General features: G+C 62.6%; 19 protein-coding genes. 9 read left to right on the forward strand and 10 right to left on the reverse strand.

What is annotated here, in order from left to right; genetic code table 11:
* The 3 genes from BM075_RS21235 to BM075_RS21245 form a co-directional block, all read right to left on the reverse strand.
* A partial coding sequence (locus BM075_RS21235) for a transposase (protein ID WP_143089922.1) occupies positions 1-264 on the reverse strand: 264 nt, incomplete at its 3' end.
* A 121-nt stretch (positions 265-385) separates the two neighbouring features.
* On the reverse strand, positions 386-673 hold the full coding sequence (locus tag BM075_RS21240) for a hypothetical protein (protein ID WP_093362717.1): 288 nt from the start codon (positions 671-673) through the stop codon (positions 386-388).
* A 43-nt stretch (positions 674-716) separates the two neighbouring features.
* Complete coding sequence (locus BM075_RS21245; RefSeq protein WP_245758944.1) at positions 717-971, reverse strand: rod-binding protein; 255 nt, start codon at positions 969-971, stop codon at positions 717-719.
* 158 nt (positions 972-1,129) lie between these two features.
* Here BM075_RS21245 and BM075_RS21250 point away from each other — a divergent pair, with 158 nt between their 5' ends.
* Together BM075_RS21250 and BM075_RS21255 are read left to right on the forward strand one after the other, a co-directional pair.
* Positions 1,130-2,644, forward strand: a complete 1,515-nt coding sequence (locus BM075_RS21250; RefSeq protein ID WP_093362719.1) for a flagellar hook-length control protein FliK — start codon at positions 1,130-1,132, stop codon at positions 2,642-2,644.
* 7 nt (positions 2,645-2,651) lie between these two features.
* Positions 2,652-3,326 (forward strand): flagellar hook capping FlgD N-terminal domain-containing protein, encoded by a 675-nt coding sequence (locus tag BM075_RS21255; RefSeq protein ID WP_093362720.1) that lies wholly within the window; start codon positions 2,652-2,654, stop codon positions 3,324-3,326.
* A 12-nt stretch (positions 3,327-3,338) separates the two neighbouring features.
* On the opposite strand, the gene ubiB is transcribed toward BM075_RS21255, so the two are convergent.
* Both ubiB and ubiE read right to left on the reverse strand, forming a co-directional pair.
* Complete coding sequence (gene ubiB / locus BM075_RS21260) at positions 3,339-4,871, reverse strand: 2-polyprenylphenol 6-hydroxylase (RefSeq protein WP_093362721.1); 1,533 nt, start codon at positions 4,869-4,871, stop codon at positions 3,339-3,341.
* A 4-nt stretch (positions 4,872-4,875) separates the two neighbouring features.
* Positions 4,876-5,628: a bifunctional demethylmenaquinone methyltransferase/2-methoxy-6-polyprenyl-1,4-benzoquinol methylase UbiE gene (gene ubiE / locus BM075_RS21265; RefSeq protein WP_093362722.1), complete on the reverse strand. Its 753-nt coding sequence runs from the start codon at positions 5,626-5,628 to the stop codon at positions 4,876-4,878.
* A 95-nt stretch (positions 5,629-5,723) separates the two neighbouring features.
* Here ubiE and mutM point away from each other — a divergent pair, with 95 nt between their 5' ends.
* The 7 genes from mutM (at position 5,724) to gyrB (ending at position 14,692) form a co-directional block, all read left to right on the forward strand.
* Positions 5,724-6,575 (forward strand): bifunctional DNA-formamidopyrimidine glycosylase/DNA-(apurinic or apyrimidinic site) lyase, encoded by an 852-nt coding sequence (mutM, locus tag BM075_RS21270; protein WP_093362723.1) that lies wholly within the window; start codon positions 5,724-5,726, stop codon positions 6,573-6,575.
* A gap of 64 nt (positions 6,576-6,639) precedes the next feature.
* Positions 6,640-7,416 carry an enoyl-CoA hydratase gene (locus BM075_RS21275; RefSeq protein WP_093362724.1) on the forward strand — a complete coding sequence of 259 codons (777 nt, stop codon included), beginning with the start codon at positions 6,640-6,642 and terminating at the stop codon, positions 7,414-7,416.
* Positions 7,417-7,503: 87 nt separating this feature from the next.
* Positions 7,504-7,770 carry a 30S ribosomal protein S20 gene (gene rpsT, locus BM075_RS21280; RefSeq protein WP_093362725.1) on the forward strand — a complete coding sequence of 89 codons (267 nt, stop codon included), beginning with the start codon at positions 7,504-7,506 and terminating at the stop codon, positions 7,768-7,770.
* A gap of 560 nt (positions 7,771-8,330) precedes the next feature.
* Positions 8,331-9,728, forward strand: a complete 1,398-nt coding sequence (gene dnaA, locus BM075_RS21285) for a chromosomal replication initiator protein DnaA (RefSeq protein ID WP_093362726.1) — start codon at positions 8,331-8,333, stop codon at positions 9,726-9,728.
* A 110-nt stretch (positions 9,729-9,838) separates the two neighbouring features.
* Complete coding sequence (gene dnaN / locus BM075_RS21290; RefSeq protein WP_093362727.1) at positions 9,839-10,957, forward strand: DNA polymerase III subunit beta; 1,119 nt, start codon at positions 9,839-9,841, stop codon at positions 10,955-10,957.
* Positions 10,958-11,034: 77 nt separating this feature from the next.
* Positions 11,035-12,147: a DNA replication/repair protein RecF gene (recF, locus tag BM075_RS21295; protein WP_093362728.1), complete on the forward strand. Its 1,113-nt coding sequence runs from the start codon at positions 11,035-11,037 to the stop codon at positions 12,145-12,147.
* A gap of 127 nt (positions 12,148-12,274) precedes the next feature.
* Positions 12,275-14,692: a DNA topoisomerase (ATP-hydrolyzing) subunit B gene (gene gyrB / locus BM075_RS21300; RefSeq protein WP_093362729.1), complete on the forward strand. Its 2,418-nt coding sequence runs from the start codon at positions 12,275-12,277 to the stop codon at positions 14,690-14,692.
* Between the two features lie 97 nt (positions 14,693-14,789).
* Here the strand turns inward: gyrB and BM075_RS21305 are convergent, their stop codons facing one another.
* Genes BM075_RS21305 through BM075_RS21325 form a run of 5 tightly spaced genes read right to left on the reverse strand, consistent with a single transcriptional unit; the run spans position 14,790 to position 18,596 of the window.
* On the reverse strand, positions 14,790-15,926 hold the full coding sequence (locus BM075_RS21305) for an ATP-binding protein (RefSeq protein WP_093362730.1): 1,137 nt from the start codon (positions 15,924-15,926) through the stop codon (positions 14,790-14,792).
* Entirely contained in the window at positions 15,926-16,921 is a 996-nt protein-coding gene (locus BM075_RS21310; RefSeq protein ID WP_093362731.1) for an ATP-binding protein, read from the reverse strand. Before BM075_RS21310 ends, BM075_RS21305 begins: the two co-directional genes overlap by 1 nt.
* On the reverse strand, positions 16,921-17,334 hold the full coding sequence (locus BM075_RS21315; RefSeq protein WP_281244971.1) for an ATP-binding protein: 414 nt from the start codon (positions 17,332-17,334) through the stop codon (positions 16,921-16,923). The genes BM075_RS21310 and BM075_RS21315 overlap by 1 nt, the downstream gene beginning before the upstream one ends.
* Entirely contained in the window at positions 17,327-17,680 is a 354-nt protein-coding gene (locus BM075_RS21320) for an STAS domain-containing protein (RefSeq protein WP_177208445.1), read from the reverse strand. The genes BM075_RS21315 and BM075_RS21320 overlap by 8 nt, the downstream gene beginning before the upstream one ends.
* 4 nt (positions 17,681-17,684) lie before the next feature.
* Positions 17,685-18,596, reverse strand: a complete 912-nt coding sequence (locus BM075_RS21325) for an STAS domain-containing protein (RefSeq protein ID WP_245758941.1) — start codon at positions 18,594-18,596, stop codon at positions 17,685-17,687.
* Positions 18,597-18,609 lie beyond the last annotated feature (13 nt).

Genomic DNA, 18,609 nt, shown 5'->3' on the forward strand with positions numbered 1-18,609 from the left:
CGTCTGCTCGCCGTGATCAGCGGCCAAGCCGACCATCATCTGGGCAAAGATGCCTTTATCGCTCCAACGCTTCCAACGGTTGTAGAGCGTTTTGTGCGGGCCATATTCCCTCGGCGCATCTCGCCATCGTAAGCCATTGCGATTGATGAAGATAATCCCGCTCAAAACACGCTTGTCATCGACGCGAGGCTTGCCATGGGACTTTGGGAAGAAAGGCTCAAGACGCGCCATCTGCGCATCCGTCAGCCAGAAAAGATCAGACATGTTCACCGCTCGGTTTTCGGACCGTGAATCACGCCCCTACCCGGAAATCAATGGGTCCTGACCCTAAAAGAGTCCTAAGCGTCAGAGGTCGTATTTCTCGGATTTTACGAAAACCATCCATTCAGGCCCGGCGCTCCACTTGACGGCGCGGGTGTGCAAGGTCCCGAACCTTTCCAGCGTTCGTGTAGGTTTCCAGCTGATTGGACGCACGACGAATGTCCGAAAGTCTCGATCGCGCCGCCTTGACCCCCTCGAGCGATGCCTGCAAAAGTTTCTCGTTTCGCTCGGATAGCTGCCGTATTTTTGCGAGGTCGGCAGGCTCATGCGATACCACTGCCGTGTCGGACAGAAGGCCCTCTTTCTGTTTCGCGATGCGTTCCAGTTCCGCGAAGTCGCCCTCCAGCAGCATATTTCGCTCCCGTTCCAAAATGGCGGTCAGGGTTGAGGTAGTTTTATGGGTCATTGGTTCTTTCCTTGAGGGATTCGAAAATCATCTCAGCCAGTCCTATTCCACCGTTCTTCACCATTTCCTTGGCCTGGGCATCCCGAAGAAAACTCGCGTATTGTTCTTCCCCTATGCCCCCTCCAAAAGAGTCGGAGGACTTTCCCACACCCGCGTAGTCCAGCATTTCAGAGAGAAACGCGGCCTCCATATCTCGAGCCACCTTCATGAGCGGTTGGTCCTTGGCCCGTTCTCTGGCGCCCATCGGGCGTTCGATCGGGATTTGCGCGAGAGGCGAAATCTTCATATGTCGATCTATCCAATTTGCACGACTTTCGGCGAAATTAGGCCGATGCTGGTAAAGGATCGGTAACCCGGCACGTGCATGGTTCTCCAAGTCGCAGGAAGACGTCCGAAAAAGCCATGCAATACGTACTTCACCACTCCGCAAGCCTCCTTTCGGGAGCAAAGGCGGTTCCATCGCGGTCCGGTGAGACGCCAGCGGAGGTTGTCGAGGGTGAGTCGTTCGGCGAACTGATACAGAACGTGAATGATCCGGACCCGCCAGGGGACGTCGTCGCATTCTTGGCCAATCCGTCCGGACGGGCCGTCGTTCCGTTGCCGGAAATGGTCGCGGAAGGCGCGTCCGATTGGGACGTGGACGTGCAAGCCGACGATGTGCACGGCATTGAAACAGTGCGTCACCTCGTGGACGAGCTTCCGCTCGAACCACGACACATCGCGCAGCCTAGTCTCGTTGGCTCACATGATGACCGAGCGCTCTCGAAAACTGACGCGAAGGATATGGATACCGGCGTGGTCGCGATGCCGGAGGCTAGCCGGGTCGATGCTCGCGAAGCGCAGGTGCAAGCGACATGGAATGGTCGGGATGCGCCGATGTTGGGACAGGTCGCGGCGAAAGACCCGCCAGCGAGGGGGGACGTCGACTCACATGCAGACCGTGAGGAAAGGCCGAGCATCAATCCATTTCTCGTCGGCCAGCCCGCGACGGTACCAAAACAGAATGAACAACTCCAAGGTTTGCCTCCCGGGCAAGAGGAGCTGCCAGCCTTCAAACGGGAACCCTCACGCCCCGCGTCTTTGGAGAATTCGCGGGTAGTTTTGGACGACCTAAAGCCCAGCGTGACGCCCCCCGGCGAAACGGAGTGTCAGTCCATAGCGAGGACCGAACCACCGGAGACTGAAGTAACAACTGAGGAAAAAAATATCGCACAGCACCTCTCCGAGCGAACCCCTCATCGGACACAGGCCCATGCGAACACAGCACGAACGGAGACAAAATTTGCTTCGGAGACGTCGACCGCCCCTGCCACGACGAGCCGCCCCACGATCGATGTTGTCGCTAAGGCGAGATCCGCGCCCGATCCGCTATCGAATCCTCCCGAAGTGAAGGTCCTGGATCTTGAGGAGGCCTTAGGTAAGTCCGAGCCGCGGGAGTTCGTCCATCTCGCATCGGGCGAGCGGCCCTTGACGGTCCCGCCTACCGCCCGCTCTCACCTGACCCCCGTAAGCGCTATGCATGCTCTGCGGACGGCATCCAACCAGGTCGCCGAGGTCACCCGGGATGCGGCGAGCGGAGCCGTTGAAGTGCGTCTCGATCCCGAGGAACTCGGCCGTCTCAGCATATCGTTCTCTTCCCGCGATGCCGCTCTCACCGTGACCATACTCGCGGATCGGCCCGATACGATAGAACTGGTCCGGCGCTCAATGGGGGAGTTCCTGCAGGACCTTCGCGACCTTGGCTTCCAGAATCTTTCTGTCGACGTAGGATCCTCACAGGGCGAAGGCTTTTCCAGCATGGGCGAAGGTCCGACAGAAGTGATCCCACTCGCTGGTGATGCGCAAGAAGGCGACCAGCCAGCGACGCCCCTTCCCACCCACGCCTCCCGGTCTGCCGGGTTGGACATGAGACTTTGAGGCCACCATGGACGCCATATCCGACGCCACGAGTGTTTCCCCATCCGCTTCCAGCAAGACGTCGTCCACGGCCTCCGACAAGGGCGTGGTATCCTCCGACTTCGAGACGTTTCTGAAGATGATGACGGCCCAGATAGAGAATCAGGATCCGCTCAATCCGCTCGATGCAACGGACTTCGCCACCCAACTCGCGACCTTCTCGGGCGTGGAGCAGCAGGTGAAGACAAACGAACTGCTCAGCGCCCTGCGTCAGGACTCCGGAGCAATGGATCTCTCGCGGTTGGCGGACTGGGTCGGCACCAGCGTTCGGGTACCCGCAGATGCCGCCTTCGAGGGCGAGCCGGTCGATTTGTGGGTAAAACCGCTCGAGATTGCAGACCATGCGCAGCTCGTCATCAAGGACGGGCAAGGAAAAGAACGAAACCGAATCGCATTATCAATGGCCGAGGGACCGCTGGAATGGACCGGCGTTGACTCCAAGGGGGCGAATGTCGCCTGGGGAAACTACACCTTTGATGTCGAGAGTTACGATAAGGACGGGGATCTTCTCGCGACGGAACCGGCGCAGATCTATGCCGACGTAATCGAGGCGCGGAGCGACGGTGCGTCCACCCTGCTGGTGCTGAAGGGTGGACAGGAAGTTTCATCGGACAGTGTCACCGCAGTCCGTGGCGTTCGGTAACGCTGGATTAGCTTAGAGGAGCGACTGCACCCAACCGGCTGCAACCGCAACGGCGGCACCGGCAAGGAACCATGCCAGTCTCCCCTTGGAGCGGGATTTCTCCACCACGACGAGGTGCTGCGCCGACTGTTCGGCAAGCGCGTTCTCGGCGAGTTGTGGCAGCCGGGGCGTGAAGCGCGCCAACACGACGGCCGTCCTGGCGAGGTCACGCAGAAGCGCCTTCGGGCCAATGCTGTCCTTGATGTACTCTTCCACCACGGGCCGAGCCACGTCCCACATGTTGATATTCGGATACAGGGACCGGGACACGCCTTCGACGACGACCATCGTGCGTTGAAGGTGAATGAGCTCGATGCGCGTCTCCATGCCGAAACGCTCGGTTACTTCGAATAGGTAGGCGAGCACCCGACCCATGGAGATATCGCCCGCCGACATGCCGAAGATCGGCTCGCCCACGACCCGCAGGGCGCTGGCGAATTCGTCGATATCGCGATCGGGCGGCACGTATCCCGCCTCGAAGTGCACCTCCGCCACCCGGCGGTAGTCCTTCTTGATAAAGCCATAGATGATCTCTGCGTAAACCCTGCGAGTATAGGCATCCAGCCGCCCCATGATCCCGAAATCCAGCGCGATGATATCGCCATTCGGAGCGATCTTCAGGTTGCCCTGGTGCATGTCGGCGTGGAAAAAGCCGTCTCGAAGAGCGTGTTGGAGGAAATAGGACAGCACGCGCTCGCCGATGGCCTTCCGGTCATGGCCGGCCGCGTCGATCCGCTCCAGATCGTTTGCGGAGATGCCCTCGGCCCAGTCCATCGTCATGATGCGCCGGTCCGACAAAGCCCAGTGCATCTTGGGCACCTGAAACCCCGGATCGTCGCGCGTGCTGGCCTCAAATTCGGAGGCAGAGGCGGACTCGAGCCGCAAGTCTAACTCGCCCCGAACGGACCCTTCGAAATGGGTGATGACACCCCGGGGATTGAGCCGGCGGGAGGACGGCGAGAGCGTTTCGATCAGCCAGGCGGCCAGGTAAAAGGCGTCGAAGTCGCGGCGGAAATCCCGCTCGATGTGCGGGCGAAGGACCTTCACGGCCACGTCTGCGCCCGTTTCGGCGATCGTCGCGCGGTGAACCTGGGCGATGGATGCGGCCGCGATCGGTTCCGAAAAGCTCGAGAAAACCTCGTCGACCTTAATGTCCAGTTCCCGTTCGATCGACGCGATGGCCACGTCCCGCGGGAAGGGCGGCATCCGGTCCTGCAGGATTTTCAGCTGCCGGGACAGGTCGTCTCCCACCACGTCAGGACGGGTCGAGAGGATCTGACCCAGCTTGACATAGGCGGGCCCCATCGCCTGGAGCGCCCGGAGCAACGGCGGCAGGCTCGGATCCCCGGCGCGGCCAAGCCACGCAAAGGTCCAGCCGATGGAGCGGGAGACCACCCGGATTGCCGGGGGGGCGCTGAAGGCTTCCAGCACCACGCCCATGGCGCCGGTACGCTGGAACGTGGCGCCGGTTCGGATCAGGCGCCAGATATTGTGAGGGCCGCGCAAGGGATCAGAACTTCCAGCCGGAGTGCAGGGCAACGATGCCCATCGACATGTTGCGGTATTTCACCTGCTCGAAGCCGGCGGCGCGGATCATCTCCGCGAAGCGTTCCTGATCGGGGAACTTGCGGATGGATTCGACGAGGTATTGGTAACTGTCGCGATCCTGCGTGACCACCTGACCCAAGGTCGGGATTACGTTATAGGAGTAGCGGTCATAGGCCCATTGCAACGCGGGGTTAGGAAGCTGAGAGAATTCCAGCGTCATCAGCCGGCCGCCCGGTTTGAGCACGCGGAATGCCTCTGAGAGTGCGTCTTCGATCCGGGTCACGTTGCGAGTGCCGAAGCTGTTGGTGACGACGTCGAAGGAATTGTCGGCGAAAGGCAGGTCCATGGCATCGCCCACGACCCAGTCAAGCTTGTCGGCGAGTTGTGCGGCCTCGGCGCGCTTGCGCCCTTCTTCCAGCATGTCCGCGGTCATGTCGCACACGACGGCCGACGCCCCCGGCGCCCGGGTGAGGAAGCGGAACGCGATATCGCCCGTTCCGCCGGCCACGTCCAGCAGGCGTTGCCCGTCGCGCGGGGCAAGCCAGTCCATCATGGCGTCTTTCCAGAGGCGATGGACCCCGCCGCTCATCAGGTCGTTCATCAAATCGTAGCGCGACGCCACCGACGAGAAGACCTCGTGCACGAGGCCCTTCTTCTCGTCCTCCGCCACTGTGCGGTCGCCGAAATGGGTGGTTCTGGTTTTGTCGTCGCCCATGGGGACTTGCTCCCGGTCATTTTCCCCCCTCCTTATAGGGCGCTGCCGGGGGGTTACAATGGACCCTGCCGGGGGCTGCGGCGAAGGGGAACAGGATGCCCGAACTTCCGGAGGTTGAGACGGTGCGGCGCGGGCTGGAGCCGGCAATGGTCGGCCATGTCATCACCCATGCAGACGTGCGCCGACCGGACCTGCGGTGGCCGCTGCCGGAAGGAATGGCCAGCCGCCTGACGGGCGCGCGGGTGCTCAATCTGCGCCGGCGCTCGAAGTACATTCTCGCAGATCTCTCCAGCAGCGAATCATTGTTGATTCACCTCGGCATGTCGGGGCGAATGGTGATTTCCGGCGAGGCGCCGGGGCACTTCTTCCAACCGATCGTACCGATGGAGAAACACGATCACGTCGTGCTGGATATGGACGGAGGTGCCCGGATCACCTTCAACGACGCGCGCCGTTTCGGTGCGATGGACCTGGTCGCGACGGCTTCCGCGGATGCACATCCCCTGCTGGTGGCGCTCGGTCCCGAGCCGCTCGGGAATGTGTTCGATGAAACGTACCTGGTAACGGCGCTGCGCGGCCGCAAAACCCCTATCAAGAGTGCGCTGCTGGATCAGAAACTCGTGGCCGGACTGGGCAACATCTACGTGTGCGAAGTCCTGCATCGGGCAGGCATAGCGCCCACCCGCCGGTCGGACCGAATTGCCGCCGCACGCGTGGCGGCGCTGGTTCCCGCAATCCGGACGGTCCTGACGGAAGCGATCGCAGCCGGCGGCTCGAGCCTGCGCGATCACCGCCAGGCCAACGGGGACCTCGGGTATTTCCAGCACAGTTTCCGCGTGTACGGGCGCGCGGGGCAGCCCTGCCTGCGCCCGGGGTGCGGTGGAACCATACGGCGGATCGTCCAGGCGGGCCGCTCCACCTTCTACTGCCCGGCATGCCAAAGATAGCTTGATTGCCGCTCTCAGGGTGGTAACCCTTGCGACCTGTGAAATCACAGAAAGGCTCGGCCGCATGGCTTTCGAGACGCTGATCGTCGAAATAAATGATCATATCTGCCTCATCAGGCTGAACCGCCCCGACGCGCTGAACGCGCTCAACACCCAACTTCTCGACGAACTCGGTCAAGCACTGCGCGAGGCCGAAGAGAATGAAAAGGTCCGCTGCATTGTCCTGACCGGGTCCGAAAAGGCTTTCGCTGCCGGGGCCGACATCGCGGAAATGTCCGAGAAATCGTTCGTGGATGCCTTTGGCTCAGACCTGTTCGCGCCGCAGGTGGAAGCGATCCAGCGCTGCCGCAAACCCATTATCGCGGCGGTTGCAGGGTACGCTCTCGGGGGCGGCTGCGAATTGGCGATGATGTGTGATTTCATCATTGCCGCGGATACGGCCAAGTTCGGCCAACCCGAGATCAACCTTGGCGTTATTGCGGGCATGGGCGGCACCCAGCGGCTGACCCGCCTCGTCGGCAAGTCGAAGTCGATGGACATGCACCTGACTGGACGCTTCATGGACGCCGAGGAGGCCGAGCGCGCCGGTCTGGTCTCCAGGGTGGTTCCCGCCAAGAAGCTGGTGGAGGAGGCGACGAACGCCGCCAACAAGATCGCGCGAAAGTCCGCGCTCACGGTGATGGCCGTGAAGGAGGCGGTGAACCGCAGCTACGAGATGCCGCTGCGCGAGGGCCTGTTGTTCGAGCGGCGCCTGTTCCACGCGCTTTTCGCGACCGAAGACCAGAAGGAAGGGATGGGCGCGTTTCTCGACAAGCGCGAAGCGCAGTTCCGGGACAAGTGATCGCGTTTTTCCGGTTGACTCATTGCGGAGACCTCCCTAGAGACGCGGCTTCAGATAACCAACCACCGAAATTCGGAATCCGATCACATGGCTAACACGCCCCAGTCCAAGAAGCGCGCCCGCCAGAATGAACGGCGCTATGCCGTCAACAAGGCGCGTCGGTCGCGTATCCGGACTTTCCTTCGGAAAGTCGAGGAAGCGATCAGTTCGGGGGACAAGGAGGCCGCTGCCGCCGCTCTCCGCGACGCTCAGCCCGAGCTGATGCGTGGCGTGACCAAGGGTGTTCTGCACAAGAACACCGCGGCGCGGAAGATGTCCCGCCTGTCGTCGCGGGTGAAGGCCATCAGCGCCTGAACCACCATCGATATTGATACGAACGGACGCGCCCATCGGGTGCGTCCGTTTGCGTTTTTTGGGTTTTTTCTTACATTTCAAGGGCTTAGATCCTGTTTCGGATTCGTTCCGGCAAAGCTTGAGTCAAGGTCGAAGTTCAGTTGCGCCTGCTCCGCCCCAGTTGCTAGCTTGCATCTGCGATTCACATCGTCCGGGGGGACATGGATCGGTCGCGGCTGGCAGAGGTCTTGGGGAAGTATCCTTTGCCGGTTTGCAGAAAGATCGAACACCCGCAAGGTCGGCGCTGCCGTCGGCCAATCGGGAGGGCGTCAGGAAAAGTGCGTGACTGTCGCACCTTACCGGGCCCCATGTCCAAAGTACTAGTCACGCCCGACCATCGCCTTTCAGCGGTGGAGGGTGTTCCTATGGGGGCACTGCTGCTCTCATGATCCGGTGCTCAGGCACCGGAGTCTTTAGTGCCGACCTCGTGGCGGGCGACTCGTGCAGGCAGCGCCAAGCCTAACCGATTCTTCGAAATCGGCCGGCCCGCGGGGCAAGAATGAAAAACGGATAAGGGCACAATGACAAACGACACCTGGGGACGTGTGCAGCGAGATCTTCTGGAGGCAGTAGGCAAGAACAACTACACGACGTGGATCGAGCCTCTCGAGTTCAATACGGTCGAAAACGGCGTTGCCCGGTTTCATGTACCGACCACTTTCATCGGCAACTGGGTCTCCCGGAATTTCGGGCAGCAGATCCTCATGCACCTGACGCGTGCCGGCGCGGAGGTGGAGCGTATCGAGTTTTCCGTTGCGCCGAAGAACGGCGCCCGGAAGGACGCCGTCAGCGCCAAGGAATTTCGCACGAAGACGGAGGCGCCCGCGCCGGCCGCGCCGGTGGTTCGGACCGCCTCTGCGAATGGCTCGAATATCGATCTGCCGGGAGCGCCGCTCGACAAGCGCTTCACGTTCGACACGTTTGTCGTCGGCAAGCCCAACGAGCTCGCCCATGCCGCCGCCCGCCGGGTCGCGGAAGGGGGGCCTGTCAGCTTCAATCCGCTGTTTCTCTATGGCGGCGTGGGGCTGGGCAAGACGCATCTGATGCATGCGATCGCCTGGCACCTTCATCGGACACGCCCCGATCTGCGGGTCATGTACCTGTCTGCGGAGCAGTTCATGTATCGCTTCGTGCAAGCGTTGCGCGAGAACAGCTCCATGCAATTCAAGGAGATGTTCCGCTCCGTCGACGTGCTGATGGTGGACGACGTTCAGTTCATCGCCGGCAAGGACAGCACGCAGGAAGAGTTCTTTCACACCTTCAACGCCCTGATCGACCAACACCGCCAGATCGTCATTTCGGCGGATCGCGCGCCAGTGGAGATCAAGAAACTGGAGGAGCGCATCGCGAGCCGCCTGCAATCGGGGCTCGTGGTGGACCTGCACCCGACGGATTACGAACTGCGCCTAGGCATCCTGCAGCACAAGGTGGAACAGTACCGCGAGAGCTACCCCGGGCTGAAGATCCAGGACGGCGTGCTGGAATTCCTTGCACACCGGATCTCCACCAATGTGCGCGTGCTCGAAGGGGCGCTGACCAAGCTGTTCGCCTTTGGCTCCCTTGTCGGGCGGGAAATCACGCTGGACCTGACGCAGGATTGCCTTGCCGACGTGCTGCGCGCCTCCGACCGCAAGGTGACCGTGGAGGAGATTCAGCGCAAGGTTTCGGAACACTACAACATGCGTCTCTCCGACATGATCGGACCGAAACGTCACCGCACCATTGCGCGGCCGCGCCAGATGGCGATGTACCTTTCCAAGAAGCTCACCTCACGCTCCCTTCCGGAGATCGGGAAGCGCTTCGGCGGGCGGGACCATACGACCGTGATGCACGCGGTGAAGCGGATCGAGGAGCTGAAGGCGGTGGACAACCAGATCGCCGAAGACCTCGAACTGCTTCGTCGGATGCTGGAAGCCTGACTCCACCGCACCGAAAGCGCTTTCAAAGGGCCGCGCTGTGGCGAATAGGCACTTGTGCGGCCTTCCGAAAGCGATAGGGTGCGGTTCCCGGCTGAATTGGGAGCGTTGGCATGAAGATCAGCATCGAACGCGGTACCCTGCTAAAGGCAGTGGCCCAGGCGCAATCGGTTGTCGAGCGCCGCAACACGATACCGATTCTCGCCAATGTCCTGATAGAGGCGGAAGGCGAGAACGTCAGCTTCCGGGCAACCGATCTCGACATCGAGGTTGTCGACAAGGTTCCGGCGCAGGTTGAGCGCGCAGGGGCAACCACGGTCTCGGCGGTCACGCTACACGAGATCGTCCGCAAGCTCCCCGACGGCGCACTTGTGCGGTTGACGGACGATGGCGCCGCCGGCCGCATGACCGTGGAGGCGGGGCGGTCTCATTTTACGCTGGCCACACTGCCGAAGGAAGATTTCCCGGTCATGGCGAGTTCGGAATACACCTCGAACTTCGCTGCGCCCGCGCCCGTCTTGCGGCGGCTCTTCGACAAGTCGAAGTTCGCGATCTCAACCGAGGAAACGCGGTACTACCTCAACGGTGTCTATATGCACGTTGCCGACGGTGAGGGTGGCAAGGTCCTTCGCTGCGTGGCCACGGACGGTCACCGGTTGGCGCGGATCGATGCCGATTTGCCGCCGGGCGCCGAGACCATGCCGGGCGTGATCGTTCCCCGCAAGACGGTGGGAGAGTTGCGCAAGCTGCTGGACGATGACGACATGGAGATTGCCGTGTCCGTTTCGGAGACCAAAGTCCGCTTCGCGACGCCCGAAATCACGCTGACCTCTAAAGTCATCGACGGGACGTTCCCGGATTACGCCCGGGTCATTCCGGTGGGCAACCCGCGGAAGATGGAGGTCGACGCCAGCGAATTCGCGAAGGCGGTGGATCGCGTCGCAACCGTCTCATCGGAGCGGTCCCGCGCGGTGAAGCTGTCGTTGGACGAGGACCGGCTGGTGCTGTCGGTGAATGCGCCGGAGAGCGGCGCGGCCGAAGAGGAGCTCTCCGTGGCTTATGCCGACGAACGGCTTGAGATCGGCTTCAACGCAAAATACCTGCTGGAAATCGCGAGCCAGGTCGACCGCGAGAACGCAGTTTTCATGTTTAACTCCTCCGGCGATCCCACCCTCATGCGCGAAGGGTCGGATACCAGCGCAGTCTACGTCGTGATGCCGATGCGGGTATGACGGCGGCAGATCCCCGCCACGAGACAGGAATGAGCGAACCCCACCGGGCGGGCGGAGCCAATCTCAGTAGAGCTTGAATGCCTGGCCTCGCAGTCACCTCTCTGACCCTGTCGCATTTCCGGTCCTATCGGTCGGCGCGTCTCGCCCCCGGCCCAGGGCCCATTGCCCTCTTCGGCCCGAACGGCTCCGGCAAGACGAATCTCCTGGAAGCGGTGTCCCTGCTGTCGCCCGGCCGCGGATTGAGGCGCGCCCCGGCGGAGGAGATGGGGCGGCGGCCGGATGCGCTCGGCTGGAAAATCCGGGCGGAAATCGACCATCGCGGACAGGTTCACGAGATCGAGACGTGGTCCGAGGGCGCTGCCTCCCGGCAGGTCCGGATCGACGGAAAGGCCGCCACGCAGCTTGCGCTCGGGCGGATCGTGCGCGTCGTCTGGCTCATTCCCGCGATGGACCGGCTCTGGATCGAAGGGGCGGACGGGCGGCGGCGGTTCCTGGACCGCTTGGTGCTGAGTTTCGAGCCGGGACACGGCGAGGCCGTGCTCGGCTATGAGAAAGCGATGAGGGAGCGAAATCGCTTACTGAAAGACCAGGTGCGCGACCCGGCGTGGTATGACGCGCTCGAGGCCCAGATGGCGGCGCGGGGTGCGGAAATCCAGGCGAACCGGCTGGCCGCGCTTGAGCGTATTGCGGCCGCGCAGGAAGAAGCCGCGACCGTCTTTCCGGCGGCGACGCTCGAGTTGGTAGGGCCGGACGGGCCGGAGACACTCACAACCGAACAGGCCCTGCGGGATGCTTTCGGATCGGGTCGCCGGGAGGACCTTGCCGCGGGCCGGACGTTGAAGGGGCCACATCGGGCGGACCTGTTCGCACGATACGCAGAAAAGGGCATCGAGGCGCGGCAAAGCTCTACGGGGGAGCAGAAGGCGCTGTTGCTGTCTCTCATCCTGTCGAACGCCCGTGCGCTGGCTGCCGACACGGGCGCCCCGCCTCTCCTGCTGCTGGACGAGGTGGCCGCGCATCTCGATGCCGGGAGGCGTGCGGCGCTCTACGAGGAAATCGCGGCGCTCGGCGCTCAGGCGTGGATGACAGGCACCGGGCCGGAGCTGTTTGAAGACCTTGGGTCAGGCGCCAACCGTTATCCGATCGCGGACGACGGGTCCGGTTCCACCCTCACCCCAGCCCCCGCCTGAGCTCAACGTTCTACCCGGCGCAGGAGTCAGCACGCAGTGGGTCACATGATACCAAATCTTGTGTCTGCTGCGTGACAAACTCCAGTTGAAACCGTATAAACCGGCAAGATTTCAAAGGAAGGGCCGCATGGCAGACGAAGCGAACCGGACAGAAGAATACGGCGCAGAATCCATCAAGGTTCTCAAGGGCTTGGAAGCGGTCCGGAAACGCCCCGGGATGTACATCGGCGATACCGATGACGGCTCCGGCCTGCACCACATGGTTTACGAGGTCGTGGACAACGGCATCGACGAGGCCTTGGCTGGTCACGCAGACGCGGTGACCGTCACGATCCATGCGGACAACTCGGTTTCGGTGCGCGACAACGGGCGCGGCATTCCCGTGGACATCCACTCCGAGGAGGGGGTGAGCGCGGCCGAAGTGATCATGACGCAGCTTCACGCCGGTGGGAAATTCGACCAGAATTCCTACAAGGTTTCCGGCGGTCTGCACGGCGTCGGTGTGTCGGTGGTGAACGCGCTGTCTGACTGGCTGGACCTGCGCATCTGGCGCGACGGCAAGGAACACTATGCCCGCTTCGAGCGCGGCGAATGTGTCGAGCATCTGCGCGTCGTGGGCGATTCCGAAGGCGAGAAGGGCACCGAAGTGACCTTCATGGCGTCGACGGACACGTTCTCGAACCTCGACTATGTCTTCAAGACGCTCGAGACACGCCTGCGTGAACTTGCGTTCCTGAATTCCGGAGTACGCATCGTGTTGAGGGATGAACGCCCCGCCGAGCCGCTGGAGGTGGACATGTGCTACCAGGGCGGCGTCCGCGAGTTCGTGAAATACCTCGACCGGTCGAAAACCTCCGCCATGCCCGAACCGATCTACATGAGCGGTGAGCGGGACGGCATCGGTGTGGAAGTGGCGATGTGGTGGAATGACAGCTACCACGAAAATGTCCTGCCCTTCACCAATAACATCCCCCAGCGGGACGGCGGCACCCATATGGCAGGGTTCCGCGGCGCCCTGACCCGAACGATCAACCTCTACGCGAGTTCGTCCGGCATCGCCCGGAGGGAGAAGGTGAACTTCACCGGAGACGATGCGCGCGAGGGGCTGACCTGCGTTCTTTCGGTCAAGGTGCCCGACCCAAAATTTTCCTCCCAGACCAAGGACAAGCTGGTGAGTTCCGAGGTCCGCCCGGCAGTGGAGGGCCTGGTGAACGAAAAGCTCGGCGAGTGGTTCGAGGAAAACCCGACCGAGGCCAGGACCATCGTCGGCAAGATCATCGAGGCCGCTCTGGCACGGGAAGCGGCGCGGAAGGCGCGCGAGTTGACCCGCCGAAAGACGGCGATGGACGTGGCCTCGCTGCCGGGCAAACTGGCCGATTGCCAGGAAAAGGACCCGGCGAAGTCGGAACTTTTCCTGGTGGAGGGTGATTCCGCCGGCGGCTCCGCCAAGCAGGGCCGCCACCGGTCCAACCAGGCCGTGCTTCCGCTCAGGGGCAAGATCCTGAACGTGGAGAGGGCCCGCTTTGACCGGATGCTGTCGAGCCAGGAGATCGGCACCCTCATCACGGCCATGGGCACCGGTATCGGACGGGACGAGTTCGACATCTCCAAGCTGCGCTACCACAAGATCATCATCATGACGGACGCGGACGTGGACGGCGCCCATATCCGGACGCTCCTGCTGACGTTCTTCTTCCGCCAGATGCCGGATATCATTGAGGAGGGGCACCTCTTCATCGCGCAGCCGCCGCTCTACAAGGTCGCGCGCGGCAAGTCGGAGGTCTACCTGAAGGACGAGGCCGCGCTGGACGACTACCTCATCGAGATGGGGGTCGAGGGCGCGCGGCTGCGGCTCGGCTCGGGCGAGGAACTTGTCGGTCAGGACCTCAAGCGCGTGGTCGAAGAGGCACGGCAGATCCGCGGGATGCTGCGCGCCTTCCCGACGCACTACCCGCAGCATATTCTCGAGCAATCCGCGATCGCCGGCGCATTCGTTCCCGGCCAGGTCGACGCGGACCTTCAGGGCACGGCCAACCGTATCGCTGAACGGCTCGACCTCGTCTCCTTGGAATACGAGCGCGGCTGGCAGGGCCGTCCGACTCAGGACAAAGGCATCCGGCTCTCACGTTCGGTGCGGGGTGTGGAAGAAGTCCGCCGTCTCGACGGCCCGGTCCTGCGCTCCGGCGAGGCCCGCAGGCTCGGCACTCACACCGATGCGCTGACGGAGATCTACGGGCAGACCGCTTACCTTCTGCGGAAGGACAAGGAGATCCCGCTGCACGGCCCCATCGGGCTGCTCCGCGCCATTCTGGAGGAGGGCGAAAGGGGCCTGAGCCTGCAGCGCTACAAGGGGCTGGGCGAGATGAACCCCGAGCAGCTCTGGGAGACGACGCTCGACCCGGAAGCGCGCACGCTGCTTCAGGTCCGGGTGGAGGACATGTCCGAGGCGGACGACATCTTCACCAAACTGATGGGAGATGTCGTGGAACCGCGTCGCGATTTCATCCAATCGAACGCGCTGAGCGTCGAAAATCTGGATGCGTAACCGTCGAATGCCCGGGGGCCGAACCTTTTTCTGGCCCCCGGGTGGCCTTGGGTATCGGACCTAACCGCTGACTGGTCGAGCCCACCGCCTGCCGCAATCACTCCGGCGGCGGCAGGTGAATCTCCACCGTCAGGCCATCACTTCCGTCGACCGAGAGTTTGCCGCCGTTTTGGAACGTCAACGTTCGGATCAGCCGCCAGCCCAATGAGTTCGACCGCTCCGGCCGATCTGCGTCATCGGACAGCCCACATCCGTTGTCCGACACGGTGAGCGCCATGGCTCCTTCCGCATCGGTCGTAAACTCGACCCGGATTGCACCCTCCTTCCGGCCGCGGAAGGCGTGTTTGTAGGCATTCGTGATGATTTCCCCGACGATCAGCCCGATATCAACCGCCAACCGTCCATCCATCTCCAGTGTGTTGCACTCCACGTCGATGGTGACGTTGAGGTCCGGCGCGTTGAAGGCCTGCTTCGCGTTGGACGCGACTGCCTGAAGGAGATCCCGCGCGGCGATAATCCCGCCCTGTGCCGACTTCTGCATCAGCTCGTGGGCCTTCGACAGCGCGGCGACCCGGGTTTCCAATTCGCTCAGAACCCGTTCCGTCTCCTCTTGCGTGGCCTGCGATTTGCTCATGCGGATCAAGGCGACGATCAGGGTAAGGTTGTTGCCCGTCCGGTGATGCAGTTCCCGCATGAGCAGGTCGCGCTCATCGAGGCTGCTCATGAGTTCGCGGTTCTGCGCCGTCAGCGCTTTCATTGGGTCGGACGTCTCGAGTTTTTCGAGGGCATCCATGGCCGTGTGCCACGGGCTTTCGTTCGCGTCGCAGGGCTGTGATGCGCGAAAGGTGACCTGGATCCGTGTCCCTTCGCTGCCGGTATCGACGTTGAATCCGGTCGCGATACGTTCGACCCCCCGCAAGCCCAGGCCCATGCCATCCGACGCAGCGACCGGGTTTGTCCCGTCGAGCCAGTTTGCCGGGATGCCATTCCCCTGATCCAGAACGGTCACCGCAAGAACCGGCCGCCCATCGTTTTCCGCAAGCTTGAAGCCCGCCCGCCCGCGTTTCCCGTGTTCAATCGCGTTGCGGCCAAGTTCGACGACAGCGGTTACGATCCGGGTCCGCTCGAACGTTCCGAAACCGAGTACCGAGGTGAGCGCAAGCGCGACCTCACGCAAGTGGACGATGTCCGAACCCTGCTCCAGGCGAACGGATGTCAGATGCCCTGTCTTCATTACTCTCGTTCGACTTTCACGCGTGCCAACACAATCGATGCGTCGTCTCGGCCCCTGAACATCCTGTCGAGAAAGTACCCTGCAATCAGGAGGGGGCTTCGATACATCAGACCCGGCGGAATATTGGCCTCCCGAAGGGTCTTCAGCCCGTCACTGTGTAGGATGACGGTGTCCCCGGGTGCGAGGGCGATTGTCTCCTCGTACCCTCGCGTGGCAGGGCCGCCGATACGCCCATCACGCACCGCCAGACGCCGGAACCCGGACGGCCCGACATGGAGCGTCGAGATGTTTCCCAGTCCCGAATAGGTCATGGTCATCGCTTCGTGGTCGATGCGGATGGCGGAGGCGACCGCTCCCCGTTTGCCGACAAGACGGCGCGACACCTCCTCGATCAAAGCGCCCGGGTCCATGGGCGAAGCTTCCGCGCCCTCGAGAACCTCTGCGGCGGCCCGCGCGGCGAGTGGGCCATGACCGAGACCGTCGCAAAGCACGATACCTGTCTCCTGCGGGCCCTGACGCAGGGTCCAGGCGTCCCCGCATACGCTCTCGGCAGGGTGGCAGACACACAGGCCCGCCACCTCGATCGGTGGTTTCGTCGCGCCCTTGTCCTGATCGAATGCGCAAACGATCGTCGTGCCGGCGTCGGCGGAGGTGAAAACGTCGAAACTGTCGGAAAGCCGGCGAAGCGCGCCCAGACCGAGACCGGCGGACGCGAGCGTGCTCTGCCCGTCGTTCATCATCCGGTCGAGATCGCCGATCCCCGGCCCATTGTCCGCGAAAAGAACGACGAGCTTATGCACGCCGGGTTTTTGGATCACCTCGACCAGCGCCCGGCCTCGACCGGCGTGGCGCAGGATGTTGGTCGCCGCCTCCGTGACGACGATCGCCAACTCCTCCTGCCGCCTTTCGGTCATCCCCATGGAGGAGGCACACCGGCGGGCAATCCGTCTCATCGCAGCGACGGCGCTGCGGTCTTCGATGTCGATCCAGCGCATCACACCCGGCAGCTCATCGTCACGACCGTGCCCTCGCCCGGCGCTGAGCGGATATCGAACGTGTCCGACAGCCGCTTTGCCCCGCCTAGCCCGCGGCCTAGCCCGTCCCGGCTGGTGTATCCGTCCTGCATCGCTTGCTCCAGGTTCCCGATGCCCGGTCCGTGATCCTGGCATCTCACCACCAGATATTGCTCGTCCGCCGTAATGGAAACGGAAATTTCACCGCCGCCCCCGTGCACCACCGCGTTCCTCGCAATTTCGCTTACCGCCGTCGCGAAGCGCGTCATCCGCAGGGCCGAGGCGCGTCTCGACTTCATCTCACGCATGACCGCCTGACGCGCGCGGACGACGTCGCCGCTCGCTGCAAGCTTCAGTCGTGCCAGCCGCCTCGCCGGTTGCGGTGGCTCACCCACGCCGAAGCTGAGACAGGGCGTGGGTCAGGCTGAGCGCGGTGCGCGTTTCGGGCAGGTACATCCCCAACTCCACGAGCGTGACCGCCACCGCTGGGCGCATTCCGACGACATAGGTTTCCGCCGCGAGCAGCCGGGACATCCCCGCGATCTGCGCGATTACACGTCCTACGAAGGTATCCACGATTTCCAGCGCGCTGATGTCGAGAACGACACCGCGGACGTCCTCCTTCGCAATGCGGCCGGACAGCGTGTCTTGAAGGTCCATGATCTCGGTATCGGTCACGTCGTCATGGAGCGACACGAGGAGCGCGTTTTCGACCAAGTGTATCGAGGACTTCCCTGACACGGTCTCAGTCCTTCACCGTCTCGATCCGGTAACCGACCGCCGTCAAGGCGTCGGCCAGGGCGGTGCGGATGCTGGAGCGGGTCTTCACGGTTCCGACGTCGATGCCCAATTGCACCATCGTCTGCGCAATCATCGGGCTGATGCCGCTGATGATGCAATCTGCCCCCATCAAACGCACGGCAGCGGCGGCCCGGAGAAGGTGTTGCGCAACCTGCGTGTCCACTGTCCCCACGCCCGTAATGTCGAGAATGACGACCTCCGCCTGCCGCTCGAGAATCGTCTGGAGGAGGTTTTCCATGACCTCCTGGGCACGGGCGGAGTCCAGCGTGCCGATCAGCGGCAGCGTCAGGACCCGATCCCACAGCTCAACCACCGGGGTCGACAGTTCCATCATCTCTTCGCGCTGACGCTCGATGATCTGTTCGCGCTCTTCGATGAAGATCTCGTTGGTGTGGATGGCGAAGGCGTCGACCAGTCGGGTCACCAGCATGACGTCTTCGATCAGAGCGTCGGGATCGTCGGCAAGCTTGTCCTGCAGGCGCGAGAAGAGAGGGGACTTCAGGGCAAGGACGAACGTGGCCATTTCCGTCGGCGTCACGCCGCGGCTTACCCGTTCCTTCGTGACGTCGGCCAGGACGGCGCGCAGGTCTTCCCACGCTGCATCGTCGAGGTTGAAATCACCGTCCACCATTCCGCCGCGGATCACGGCGGCGAAGTTTTTCAGCAACTCCGCGTTCTGGGCGCGGCTTTCGGCATCGGAGAACAGATCCGAGCGTTTCACACCCTCTTCGACCTGCGTTCCAAGCCATTCTTCAACGATTCCGGTGAAGTCTTCCTCCAGAATTTTCACGAGGTTCGACGTCGAGGAGTGCGGCATATACGGGCCCTCAAGTTGTTTCGTCGGGACAAAAGCCACTTGGCGTCTCCCG

The sequence above is a fragment of the Tropicimonas isoalkanivorans genome, assembly GCF_900112335.1.
In the GTDB taxonomy this organism is placed as follows: domain Bacteria; phylum Pseudomonadota; class Alphaproteobacteria; order Rhodobacterales; family Rhodobacteraceae; genus Tropicimonas; species Tropicimonas isoalkanivorans.